The organism is uncultured Psychrobacter sp., from assembly GCF_947495825.1.
Classification (GTDB): domain Bacteria; phylum Pseudomonadota; class Gammaproteobacteria; order Pseudomonadales; family Moraxellaceae; genus Psychrobacter.
Window position 1 is genome coordinate 309,085 of the sequence record NZ_CANMAH010000001.1, and the last position, 12,253, is coordinate 321,337.

The following is a 12,253-nucleotide window of genomic DNA, read 5'->3' on the forward strand; positions in this document are numbered from 1 at the left end:
AGATAGGCTAAAACCTGTCATAATTATCGTGTATAACTTGCTCTAATGCTTCCTTTCTTCTAACAATTGGCTCTGCCAACTCGCTCTTACAAGCTAGGTCTTACAAGCAACGCTCGCTTCTTGCGCCTTTTCATAAACGCCTTGTGCGTCTAATCCAAGCGCTTCCACGTTATTGAGGTATTTCTCAATTTCTGTCTTGAGTATACCGCTCCAAGCAGGATCGTTTAATGGATCAGGAATCTCTATCATCGTATCGCCGCGAGCTTTGGATTCAGCTTTAACTCTAATATCTTCACTATCGAATAAGCCGCCAGCAACCTTTGCCATATCCATACCTGAGTTGTCATCGATGACTTTTTTGAGATCATCAGGCAAGCTCTCATACTTATCTTTATTCATGGTCACTAATAATGCTGAGCTGTATAAAGGTATGGTCGTATGCGTATTGGTCAGTTCCGCTAACTTAAAGGCGCCTGCCGCATCCCAAGGCGTGCTCACCCCATCTATTACCCCGCGTTGCAAGGAAGTATATTGGTCAGATGCTGGCATACCAACAGGTGTGCCTCCTGCCGCTTCGATAATATTAGCCGCTATCTCTAACGGGCGGCGAATACGCATGCCTTTAAGATCTTCTGGTTCACGAATAGGTTTGTCAATCGTATGAAAAACGCCAGGTCCTGAAGCCATCATAAATAGCGGATGGGTATCTTCATACTCACTTGCTATCACATCATTGTTATACAAGGTTTGTAGCATACAGCTTAATTGAGCACCTGAGCTTGACAGACCGGGTAGCTGGGTAATCTCAGTCAATGGAAAACGGCCACTGATATAGCCCTGAACTTGCGCCCCTATATCAACAGTACCCTTAGCAGTCGAATCATAAGTAATATCAGGTTTACTTAGAGTGGCTGAGGGGTAAATCTCAACGTTTAGCCTACCCTCTGAGTCGGCTTCAATCTTTTTGGCCCAAGGCTCAAACACATCAGTATGCAAAGCTGCTGTAGATGGCCAAAAGTGTGAGAACCTTAGCGTCGTAACTTCCTGCGTCGTGACATCTGCTGCGCCTGAATCAGTATTGACACCTTGCTCAGATTGATTAGAGCAAGCTGACATACTCAATGCCATTACTACAGATAAAGGGATGGCGCTTCTTTTAATTTTAAAAAACATCTTTATCACATCCTTGTAGATAAATTAAAACCATGCAAACTTCTTGTATAAGATTAGTCTATTGCGATGTTATAAACTAGGCTTTACACGCTGCACTGGCCTCTTTGGCTTTTTGATACACTGCTTGAGCGTCCAAACCAAGCGCCTCAGTGTCTTTTAGATATTTTTGTGTCCCAGCTTCCAATGGTGCGCTCCATGCAGGATCATTCAATGGATCAGGGATATCTATCATGGTATCGCCTTTGGCTTTGGCCTCAGCCATAAATTTGGCATCTTCACCATCAAACACTTCGCCAGCCATAACAGCCATCTCCATACCGGAGTTGTCATCGATGACCTTTTTAAGATCATCAGGTAGGCTTTCGTATTTGTCTTTATTCATCGTCACCATGATAGCGGAGCTATAAAAAGGCATATTGGTATGGGTGTTTACAAGCTCGATAAGTTTAAATGAGCCAGTCGCATCCCATGGCAGACTTAGACCATCTAACACACCGCGTTGCAGCGAAGTATAAAGATCAGGGGCTGGCAGACCGACAGGCGTGCCTCCTGCTGCTTCAATAATGTCACCTGCGATGGCAGAAGGACGACGGATACGTAAGCCTTTTAAATCTTCAGGTTTACGAATTTCTTTATCAATAGTATGAATACCTCCAGGGCCAGTACCCATCATAAACAATAAATGCGTGTCTTCATATTCGCTCGAAATCACCCCATCATCATACAAGGTCTGTAGCATACAGTTCATTTGGGTGGCTGAGTTGGAGAGACCTGGAAGCTCTGTAATTTGAGTCAATGGAAAGCGACCATTGGTATAACCTTGGAGTTGAGAGCCAATATCGACGGTACCTTTAGCAGCGGCGTCGTAGGCGGCATCGGCTTTACTAAGGGTAGCTGAAGGAAAGATTTCAACTTTTAGGCGACCATTTGATTCTTCTTCAATCTTTTTTGCCCAAGGTGCAAAGACGTCTTTATGTGTCGCTGAAGTCGCTGGCCAAAAGTGAGCAAAGCGTAATGTGGTCGCCTCATCAGAACTTGACGCAGTATCGCCATTGGTAGCATCGCTAGCAGTATCATTTGATGGTGAACAGCCCGTAAGACTCATCAGAGCGGCCAACGCCATACTAATAGGAAGCGTTTTCTTCATCATAAATTCCTTTTTTGATGATCAAAGATAAATGTACTAAGATTTTCATAACTTGTTCTATATAAGAATTCTTGTTCGTATAGTGAATTAACGTAACCCTTTTCTAAGCATCTGTCAATCTGGTTATTTGTTTATGCTGGATGAATTTGCAACTATTGTTTTGATTGCTTGTAGTGTCAACTGACATTGTCTATCTGCTGCACCGCAGTAAGTCAAAGGAGATAGAAGTGTTGCAAGCTCATTTGAGTCATTAGCGCTATCATCCATAACTCGCTCTGACGTTATTTCACAAAATGTCTGTACAAAGCCTTTATGCTCTTTATGTGCTCGTCGGCTAGCTTGCTCTATTAAAGGATAAATTTGCTCTTGATGCTCTAAAAAATGACGTTTTAAAGGTTCGGTGAGATACGCATCACTATTCAAATCAAGATTGGCCGCCATGCGCTCGGGATGCACTTGTAATCCTTGTAACAACATTTTTAGATAATTTGCGGCTCCAGCGACCAAAGCGACGCCTTCCATTAATGGCATCCAGCTTGCATGCCACTGCCCCAACGCGCGCTCAAAAGGCTGAGCGGTTGTATTGCTAATTACACTTAGATGCCCGTGCATTCTTAGCGTAGCGGTCTTAATTAAAGCACACAACACAGGGTTACGTTTATGCGGCATCGATGATGAGCCGCCCATTCCTTCGATAGCGGGCTCAGCCAATTCATCCAATTCAGACTGACACATCAAGGCTATATCTTCAACGATATTTTCCATAGCGCCAGCACAAGCATCCAATCCAGAAGCGAGCGCATGAATAGGTTGTCTATTTGTATGCCAAGGCAACAACGGCAACGATAGTCCGAGTAACGTCGCCACTTGCTGAGGCAACTCATAACGTTCATTTTCTTCATTACCAACCCCAACAGGGCCACCCCATTGTAAATAAAAGCCTGCTTGCTCTAATTGTGTTAAATTTGGCAAAACAGCAAGTAGCGATGCTGCCCACTGCGAGACCTTTGCTCCAAAAGTAATCGGTAGTGCTTGTTGCAACAATGTCCTACCTACCATCGGAGTGGCACGATGATTTTCAATCAATACAGCGCAAGCTTGAAGCACATCAATTAAGTCATTATTGATACGCTGTAGAGCTGGCTTGAGCATCATCATCATTGCTGTATCGATGACATCTTGACTGGTGACGGTCTGATGAAAATACGGTTTTATGTCTTGCGGCAATAGGGCTTTGGCTTGGGCGATAAAAGGAATAGCCGCATTACCGCCAAGGTAGGTTTGCGCCCCAATCTCATCAATATCAAACAAATCTATCGCTAACGCTTCTTTAGTTTGCTGTAGAATGCCTGCTGGAATGAGGCTATGATATTCTCTGACCTCTATGATGGCCATCTCAAAATCCAACATGGCTTGCACAAACAAACGATCAGAAAAACTCTTTGCAATATCAGAATGTATAAAAGGCTGATTGATTAATTGAGTAACTTTCATTTAGAATCTCTAATTTTGGTAATCATTGAATAGCATGTATAAAAAACAAGATGAGAAAATATCTGTTGATAGTCCAGATTTCGTTGCATCGCTTGCAGCAGGCATGAACGTATTACTGACTTTTGATGAAAACCACTCTAGTATGACATTGAGCGAAGTAGCCGAACGCGCCAAGATAGATCGAGCAAAGGCTAGGCGTTATTTATTAACCTTACACGCCCTCGGTTATGTCCATAAAAGCAAACGCCAGTTTAGTCTAACTCCTAAAACGCTAAGTCTTGGTGCCAGTTATTTAAGTGGCGTCCACCATCACGATATTATCCAATTCTATTTAGAGCGCGTCACTGAACAAACGGGAGAATCGTGTTCGTTTGCCGTACTAGATGACGATGAAGTGGTATATATCGCCCGCTCTGCAGCTGAACATCGCTTGATGTCTATTACCCTAGCGATTGGCACAAGACTACCGGCCGCTTATACGTCTATGGGACGTGCTATTCTTGCCAGCCTTCCTGATGAGCTACTTACAGATTATATCGACAATGTCGAGCTACGCGCTCATACGCCCTACAGTATTACTGATCGTAATCAGCTCAATCAAGCATTAAAAGACGCTAGAGAACAACAATACGTCGTAGTCAATCAAGAGCTAGATACTGGCCTGCTGTCCTTAGCACTGCCAGTCTATAAAGCAAATAACGAACTCATTGGCGCTATTAATATTAGTACCAATGCCCTTCGTATCTCTCATGACGTATTAATCGAACAGTTTTTACCAATACTACGTGATTGCGCTGCAAAAATCCAAACCTACTATATTTAAGCGAGTAGTTTAGATAAGAGAATCAGCTGCCATAATTACCTAAAACCGAGAGGAATAATCAAAGTTTATCGTTGATAGATAAACCATATTTTTACAGTAAATCATACGCTTACATACTGTTCTCTAAAATTTATTTGAAAATGAAGCTATAATCCTTAAAACAAAAAAGGCTTACATTAAATTGTAAGCCTTTTTTGTTTTCTAAGATTTAATGCATTAATGCTACTAATTGTAATTCCTTTATAGTAATATAAATCCTGACCAAATGGTCAGTTATTTTACAAGCCTACCTTTTTTCTTAATAGTAACAACGCGTTTTGACAGGATGTTAAAGAAAGACCCTACATATTCTTACAACTGTGTTTTATGGAAATCAACGACTGTAATTAAGGGAGTAATACTGTGCGTTTTAACTTAATAGCAAAGACTCATATTCATCTAGCTAAAAATAAGCTGTACCATCTAAAATCATTGTTTATAGCAGCAGCTACTATCGGTGCTTTAGGCAGTCTAACCTCCGCTCAAGCTAAGACTTTTTTTACTGATACGAGTGTTTCTGTACTTTATGGTACTGATTATGAGCTAGCAGAAGATGGTGAGCTGACGACAGTCACCTTAGAGCATGCGTCTGCTCATAGCTGGGGTGGTGTGTTCTTCTTCGTTGATCGTTTGCAAGGTGCAAGCGATGCTAATGGTACTCGCGCTAAAGATATTTATGGCGAGCTGTCTCCAAAGTTTAAGATTTCAGACTACAGCAACGGTCTGATTAAGCAGGTAAACTTAGCGGGTACTTATGAGTTTGGCTCGAATACTAATGGTTTTGAGCAAGATAATTTCTTAGTTGGTATTGGCGCTGATCTAAACATACCAATTGACGGTATGAAGTATGCTTCAGCTACGTTATATCACGCTTTTAACGATGACACTTTCAGTGACGCTGATGATCAACAGATTACTTTAACCTATGGTTGGGAGAAGAGTAACTTCGTCATTGACGGCTATGTTGATTATTCTTTTAATAACGACGATAAGGCAAACCAGCTGCATATTAATCCGCAGATCAAATACAACTTGCAAGACATGCTTGGTATTGATAATCGCATCGAAGTCGGTATGGAATACAGCTATTGGAAAAACAAGTTTGGTGTTGATGGAGTGAACCAGAGCGTACCTAGCGCCCTAGTTAAATTTCATTTCTAAGCAGTGTAAAAAACCGTTATACCGCTTAATGAAAAGTAGAAAAGCCCTGCTCAAACTTTTGAACGGGGCTTTTTAATGTTTACGCTATAAATAATATATCTAACTACTTAGTCTGCCTTTGGCTTAAGCGCCGCGCTGATATCGGCCAATAACGGCGGAATATCATGCTTGTCAGTCACCACCTCTACAAACACCATTTTATCTGTCGTCGCTGCAGCTGTCTTGAGAGCCGATTTTAATTCTCCCATGGTTTCTGCTTTGAGTAATAGACTGTTTTGTTCATCTGCACCAAAAGCTTGTGGCATCAGTTGCCAGTTACACTTAGGAATATCATTATAGTGCTGGTTTTCACCATGAATGGCGCGCTCAACCGTATAACCGTCATTATTGACAAGTACAATGACAGGATTGATACGCTCTTGAATCATCATGGCTATTTCTTGAATGGTCAATAATGCTGAGCCATCACCAATGAGCAAGACGCTACGCTTGTCAGGCGATGCAATAGCCGCTCCTAAACTTGCAGGCAAGGTATAACCAATTGAGCCCCACATTGGCTGACCATAACAAGTTACGCCCTCTGGCAGACGCACATCACTGATACCAAAGTAGGCAGTCCCCTGATCAGCAAATACTAGATTGTTGTGATCCAAATGGTCTGCGATGACATGCCATAAGTCGTCTTGACGGATAGCTTCTTCATCAGTGCCATGTTGCTCATGCGGCTTGATTTCTCTACAAAAGGGTTTTGGCACAATGTTGATACCTGAGGTCATGACTTCATGTAAAGCCTGTAGCGCATCTTCTAATGCAATAGGTGCAAAGTTTTGACCACTGATGGTTGCGCGCTCATAATGCAAATCTACGACTGTTTTTTCATCAATGTCTTGGCTAAAGCCTGCGGTCGTCGTATCGGTATACTGCACCCCAATCTTGATGAGACATTCACAGTTTTCTACCGCATCCTTCACTACTGGACGTGATGCCACGCCAGCATACGTGCCTGCCCAGCGATCACTTTGCTCATCTAATAGCGTCTTACCCCAAGATAGCGTCGTATACGGAATTTCAGTATCAGCGATCAAAGCTTTGAGCCGATCTTGTAGTCCCAAACGATGTACCATCAAATCCGCCATCAAAGTAGTAGTCTTATTTGGCAAAAACGCTTTTAGTGCTTTTTTAAAGTCAGCCAATGCAGCTTCGCTGGTTATATTCTCTGCACTATCGACAAGCTTAGTAGAAGGTGGATAAATAGGCTGACGTGCCACATCCGGCGATAGTAGCAAGTAGCCTGGGCGGTGTTTTTTGAGAGTCACACGAATGACTCTATCAATCTCTGAAGCAGCGTTTTCGGCGGTAAGGTGCGCGCGTGCTACCGTTACTGGCTCTACCATCTTGATAAAGTGGTTAAACACACCGTCACCAAGCGTATGATGAATGCGTCGCTTAGAATCTTGGGTCGCTGTACTAGGCGCACCGACGACGTGCAAGACTGGCGCGTACTCTGCAAAGGAGCCTGCAGTCGCATTAATCGCGGACAGCTCGCCCACACCAAAAGTCGTCACCATAGCTGCAAACCCACGCTCTCGTGCGTAACCATCAGCAGCATAGCCTGCATTTAATTCGTTGGTATTACCTACCCAGCGTAATTTATCGGACTCTATAATATTGTCTAAAAATGTTAAATTAAAATCACCTGGTACGCCAAATATCTCAGTCGCACCCGCCTCAGCGATGCGATCAAACAAATAATCAGCGATGGTATACTGTTGGCTCATAGCTCTTATCCTTAAGAATTATATTTATAAACACTCGTAATAATATAAATGGTTGAAAATAATTATAAAAACGTATCTTAAAATCATTTATCTAACAAAAATCTTTTGGAATACGTATTATAAAAAACTGTTATATCATACATTGATGATATGATGACATGCCTATTTTATTAAATTTTACTTTTTTTCATAATGGTTGTTGACAGACCGAAAAAACCGCGTATAATACGCCTTCATCATCTGACGATAGTTAATCAAACGATGAATCAGCGGGATTAGCTCAGTGGTAGAGCATAACCTTGCCAAGGTTGGGGTCGAGAGTTCGAATCTCTTATCCCGCTCCAAATATGGCTCGAACAGAGCAAAAAGCCTCACTACTTATTAGGTAGTGAGGCTTTTTTATGTCTAATTTTTGAGTTATCTACTAGTATACTATAGTGATTATCCTAAAACGAATGAAAGCCAGACGACTTAGGTTGTCTGGCTTTTTTTGCGTGTAGCGTCTATTAATAACCGCTTAAACCTTCTGAGCCACCTTTGACTTGAACGCTTAGCTCCTATAAAGCACTTTTACCACATGCCAACCAAATTTGGTTTTGACTAAATGCGGGGTAAACAGCTCACCGTTGAAGCAGACTTTATCAAAGGGCCCTACCATTTGGCCTTTTTTAAACTCACCTAAGCTGCCGCCCTTTTTACCTGACGGGCAGGTTGAGTGCTTCTTGGCCAGTACATCAAACTGAGCACCTTTTTTGAGCTTAGCGACAATATCCTCCGCCAGCTCTTTGTCTTTTACTAAAATGTGTAATGCGCTAGCGGTGCGAGCCATAATATGGATCCTCTATAAAGTATCGATTATCGAGGCATTATATCACTACTTACAAGTCTAAAAAAAACCCAGACAGCTTAGTTGTCTAGGTTTTCTGACAGTGCGTAACAACAGCTATATTTTGATTACTCAGAGTACTGACTATACTTAGTCTTCCCCATGGTATGTCGCGTCGTCCATCCAAACAATAGGATCTTCACACAGATGAACTAAGTGATACCAGATATCACTACTACGGGCAATTCGGTGATGACCGCGCTCAAAGTAATCTACCTCCCAGCTATCGGGTAAATTAACCAGTGTTCGTCTAGCAACGGCCACATCTAAGCATTCGTCCTCAATCTCAACCATGACCCGCACCATCTCAGTGTTTGAGGTAGGAAAGGATAGCTTCCTATCAGCTAACTCAGGTATACGATCAGCTAAAACCTCACTCGGATATATACAAGGCGCGATCAATAGCGCGCGTAGATTGTATTTATGCGCGAAGTGATTGGCAAACCAAGCGCCCAGTGAATGCCCTGCCAAGACTACACGTGGATATTGTTTCAATTTTTCTTGTATTAAGGTGTCGTAAATATCGAAAACCTCATTAAAGTTCTCTCGATAATTGACAGTTTGGCAGTATTTAGGCTCACGGGTAATACAAGTGTACTTACTGGTCTCACAGCTCGAATCAAGACCGTGAAAGAACAGTAAAAACGTGTCGTTGTTCTCAATTGGAAACATCATAGCTTTCTCCCTTACTTCATTTATTATTTTTATACTTTAACCACAGATCATAGATGATCTCGGCAACTTCTTTAGGAACTGTAGTATATCCAGTACCAAACGATACATCGTAGACCGCAGTCATCAGCGCCAATATTTCATCTACATTATCGGCATCTTTTTTAATGAGCAAATTGGCAATCTGCTCCGCCTCACTACTGTACTCATCCCACATATGATTGTAATAACAGCCCACCATGCCAAAGTCATAACGATAGATCACATCTGTGATAGCGACCATAAAACTCGCGCGCGTTTGATCATAGGGTTCAGACCAGCCTTGGTATAACTGCTGACGTATGGGCAGTACTGGCGGTAGGATAGGACGGTCTTTAGGATCGTTAAGCTTCTCTGCGCTCACGACACACAACGGTTTCGTGCCATCCTCCCACAGCAAAGGATAAGACGATGGAAACAGGCCCTTTTCACACGCACTAAAGCGCCAAACACCCCACATCGCTTTGCTAGCACAACTCATGGTATAGACAATGATTTGGTTGAGATAATCACTATCATAAATGATGTGCTGACGATTGATTCTCACGCCTTGCTTCGGCAAGACATCAGTATAAGTAAAGGCCTTATCACGCTCACTTGGCTCTACAGCAATAACACTCTCAGGGTTTTCTGTATCCTTCTTCATCAGCTCATAAGGCGCGACAAAGCTTAATGTTTCATCGCTATTATTCACAAAGTAAATGTCATCTTCATAGTCGTTGATGGACTCGTTATGAAGATAAAACAGTGGGGTCTTTTGCTTAGTCTGTAAGTCATCTTGAATTAATTTAGAAGGTTGTGACGTATCTGACCAAGATATGTTGTCTATCCGTTTTGGTCCGAAAGTACTCTTAACGTCTGCCATAACGTCTCCTTGTTTTTAGTATTATTAGTCGTAGCATTTAAATTTTTGTTTTTAGTATCATCTCAAATTTGACTCAGCCGAGTCTGTTCGCAGCTTTTTAAGCTCCGTTATCAAATATATTTGAGGACATAGTTTTAATGATTGAGTTATCTTATCAATTAGGCAAGACAAGATATTTCACCGTCGTTTTAATGAGGTCTATTGTTTAGTATTATTTTTGGTATTTGACAGTAATAGCAGAGTTACAATGTGAAGCGTTGCGCCTCGAGGGTTAACTCTATACTGCATTATTAGTGCTTAATAATTTACTGACTGAGTTACTATAGTATAAATAGTGATTAAAATACATCGATTAATCAGACTACACGACAGCTATTGTCGTTAATTTTCGTTAGTCTGAAGTTTTGACACTATTTTCTATAACTAGAAATGTAAAACTCTTTATAGAGCTAGCCTCTCAACTATTTGAACCGCCTTGTGGTTGTCGAATGTTTAACCTTCTAAGAGCATACTACAACGAAAACACGAAACTATACTCTGAAATCAAAGTGTTCGACGTTCGTTTGCTTATCGAAGCTACAAATGACTATCCTGTCGTCTAGTCATCAATCCAAGTTATTGTACCTAAGATTGGCTATAGGCCTGAAATCCTACGGTGGTGGTATAAAAACCACATCGATCAAACCATGACAACCAACGTTCAAGCTCAGAATAAAGACAGCTATTAAAGAGCTGGCACGTTAGAATATATAGTTATAATAAGCTAATGAGATTATCAAGGAAGTGGCTACTTTTTTCGCTCTCTCAAAATTTCTGATAATAGTGCTCTATCTGCAAAGAAAGTTTTAAGATCAGTAACGAAAAATCCACAGAATAACTATTAGGGTTTACCGGTCAATAACTGAACGCTCTTCATCATGACCATTTTTTCGTCCAGAATGGAAATATCTGTTTGACTTAGTATTGCTTATTTTTTAGTTAGTAAATTATAAGCGGTCTTATCCTTTTTTAGCAAAAGCTCATGTAGAGTTACAGTTTACTAAGCTATATTCTTTACACCAGCACTTTTTATGATATATAGCAACCGATTACGGATATCACCTGCTCTGGCTTCTAAATTTACTGTCGCAAACTGAATCTTATGGTTATTAATGACAACATACTCATTCACATCTTCACCTATCGAAGGATGAATAAATAGACCGCCAGCATTCTCATTAAGAGGATCGTCACTACCCTCTTGCGACCTTAAGTAAGCATACATCTGATAAAGATATCCGCTTCTTAGTGTTTCATCTCGATACCATCCATCTGTTGTTATAGAGTTGAACTTAGTATCGATAACGATGCGATGTGCTGAGTCAATATTATCAATGATGATGTCCGCCTTCATATTGGGAAGGATATTATCCATACCTAAGCTTTTATCACTTATTTGCCACTTAAGCACTTTTCCCGAGCTTACTCTATAACATTGATTTGACAGAACCGTAGCATAAAATCCAGCTACCCCTTTTTCAAAGAGTTTGCGCAGCCATGGTAGATTGTCTCTCTGTGCTGAAGACAACCGCCTTGTACCTTTAGATTCTGTTGGTAAGGCCAGATTAAACGCCAGATGTGCAGCCGTTACCATTGGCTTATCTTCAGCATCATGTCTCCCAAACCTATCCACTGACACCTCACTACGACTGGGGCGTTTTTGACTGACACCCATTCGTCTTAGTCGTATATCTAGCGATCGACACCAATGAGCCAGATCTTTACGTTTAACGACTTTAGAGATAGCCTCAAGAGCCCCTCGGACATACCTATTACGCGGCGTATCAATAGTTAGCTCATCAAAGCGGCAAGCGATCTTGCCCCGCTCAAGCAATCTACCTCTTTCAGTACCTATAAGGTCTATTCTGCCACGTACACGACTGAGCACAGCATCACGAGACTGATAGCTATAACTTAGGTTACGCTGAATTCGATGCTCAACCCGTCGACAAAGCATCTCAGCGATTAAATCTGGAATATCATCAGGGTTTTCTTCGACTGCGATATTAGCAGCATCAAGCTCTCTATAGATATCTGATGCATAGAGCATAAGAAGCCAAAGATTACGAACAGGTATCTTGCCTATATGCTTAATGTCGTCAAAGGGTTCTTTCAGTATGCCTTCTTTAACAGACAT

General features: G+C 41.6%; 10 protein-coding genes and 1 tRNA gene. 3 read left to right on the forward strand and 8 right to left on the reverse strand.

Annotation, left to right across the window (positions count from 1 at the left end; translation table 11 throughout):
- Window positions 1-93: 93 nt before the first annotated feature.
- The 3 genes from Q0895_RS01280 to Q0895_RS01290 form a co-directional block, all read right to left on the reverse strand.
- Complete coding sequence (locus tag Q0895_RS01280; RefSeq protein WP_366139899.1) at window positions 94-1,116, reverse strand: TRAP transporter substrate-binding protein; 1,023 nt, start codon at window positions 1,114-1,116, stop codon at window positions 94-96.
- A gap of 133 nt (window positions 1,117-1,249) precedes the next feature.
- Entirely contained in the window at window positions 1,250-2,320 is a 1,071-nt protein-coding gene (locus Q0895_RS01285) for a TRAP transporter substrate-binding protein (RefSeq protein ID WP_299185336.1), read from the reverse strand.
- A 123-nt stretch (window positions 2,321-2,443) separates the two neighbouring features.
- Window positions 2,444-3,814, reverse strand: a complete 1,371-nt coding sequence (locus Q0895_RS01290; protein WP_299184913.1) for a lyase family protein — start codon at window positions 3,812-3,814, stop codon at window positions 2,444-2,446.
- Window positions 3,815-3,848: 34 nt separating this feature from the next.
- On the opposite strand from Q0895_RS01290, the gene Q0895_RS01295 reads away from it, so the two are divergent.
- Both Q0895_RS01295 and Q0895_RS01300 read left to right on the forward strand, forming a co-directional pair.
- Entirely contained in the window at window positions 3,849-4,637 is a 789-nt protein-coding gene (locus Q0895_RS01295) for an IclR family transcriptional regulator C-terminal domain-containing protein (RefSeq protein ID WP_299184914.1), read from the forward strand.
- A gap of 402 nt (window positions 4,638-5,039) precedes the next feature.
- Window positions 5,040-5,837 (forward strand): DUF5020 family protein, encoded by a 798-nt coding sequence (locus Q0895_RS01300; RefSeq protein WP_299184916.1) that lies wholly within the window; start codon window positions 5,040-5,042, stop codon window positions 5,835-5,837.
- Window positions 5,838-5,944: 107 nt separating this feature from the next.
- Here the strand turns inward: Q0895_RS01300 and Q0895_RS01305 are convergent, their stop codons facing one another.
- The gene (locus tag Q0895_RS01305; protein ID WP_299184918.1) at window positions 5,945-7,615 is read right to left on the reverse strand and encodes a thiamine pyrophosphate-binding protein; all 1,671 of its coding nucleotides are present in this window, start codon (window positions 7,613-7,615) and stop codon (window positions 5,945-5,947) included.
- 269 nt (window positions 7,616-7,884) lie between these two features.
- Between Q0895_RS01305 and Q0895_RS01310 the strand changes: the two genes are divergently transcribed.
- Window positions 7,885-7,959 (forward strand) — tRNA-Gly (locus Q0895_RS01310).
- A gap of 206 nt (window positions 7,960-8,165) precedes the next feature.
- Here the strand turns inward: Q0895_RS01310 and Q0895_RS01315 are convergent.
- The 4 genes from Q0895_RS01315 to mcrC form a co-directional block, all read right to left on the reverse strand.
- Window positions 8,166-8,444 carry a peptidylprolyl isomerase gene (locus Q0895_RS01315; protein WP_299184920.1) on the reverse strand — a complete coding sequence of 93 codons (279 nt, stop codon included), beginning with the start codon at window positions 8,442-8,444 and terminating at the stop codon, window positions 8,166-8,168.
- 147 nt (window positions 8,445-8,591) lie between these two features.
- Window positions 8,592-9,176 carry an alpha/beta hydrolase gene (locus tag Q0895_RS01320; protein ID WP_299184922.1) on the reverse strand — a complete coding sequence of 195 codons (585 nt, stop codon included), beginning with the start codon at window positions 9,174-9,176 and terminating at the stop codon, window positions 8,592-8,594.
- Between the two features lie 16 nt (window positions 9,177-9,192).
- Complete coding sequence (locus Q0895_RS01325) at window positions 9,193-10,077, reverse strand: hypothetical protein (protein ID WP_299184923.1); 885 nt, start codon at window positions 10,075-10,077, stop codon at window positions 9,193-9,195.
- Between the two features lie 1,039 nt (window positions 10,078-11,116).
- A complete protein-coding gene (gene mcrC / locus Q0895_RS01330; protein WP_299184925.1) occupies window positions 11,117-12,253 on the reverse strand; it encodes a 5-methylcytosine-specific restriction endonuclease system specificity protein McrC in 1,137 nt (378 codons plus the stop codon).

What these genes read in the sequence shown, in the direction of transcription:
- Q0895_RS01280 (WP_366139899.1), bottom strand. Translation starts at nt 1,116, where the DNA reads ATGTCAGCTTGCTCTAATCAATCTGAGCAAGGTGTCAATACTGATTCA.
- Q0895_RS01285 (WP_299185336.1), bottom strand. Translation starts at nt 2,320, where the DNA reads ATGAAGAAAACGCTTCCTATTAGTATGGCGTTGGCCGCTCTGATGAGT.
- Q0895_RS01290 (WP_299184913.1), bottom strand. Translation starts at nt 3,814, where the DNA reads ATGAAAGTTACTCAATTAATCAATCAGCCTTTTATACATTCTGATATT.
- Q0895_RS01295 (WP_299184914.1), top strand. Translation starts at nt 3,849, where the DNA reads ATGTATAAAAAACAAGATGAGAAAATATCTGTTGATAGTCCAGATTTC.
- Q0895_RS01305 (WP_299184918.1), bottom strand. Translation starts at nt 7,615, where the DNA reads ATGAGCCAACAGTATACCATCGCTGATTATTTGTTTGATCGCATCGCT.
- Q0895_RS01315 (WP_299184920.1), bottom strand. Translation starts at nt 8,444, where the DNA reads ATGGCTCGCACCGCTAGCGCATTACACATTTTAGTAAAAGACAAAGAG.
- Q0895_RS01320 (WP_299184922.1), bottom strand. Translation starts at nt 9,176, where the DNA reads ATGATGTTTCCAATTGAGAACAACGACACGTTTTTACTGTTCTTTCAC.
- Q0895_RS01325 (WP_299184923.1), bottom strand. Translation starts at nt 10,077, where the DNA reads ATGGCAGACGTTAAGAGTACTTTCGGACCAAAACGGATAGACAACATA.
- mcrC (WP_299184925.1), bottom strand. Translation starts at nt 12,253, where the DNA reads ATGTCTGTTAAAGAAGGCATACTGAAAGAACCCTTTGACGACATTAAG.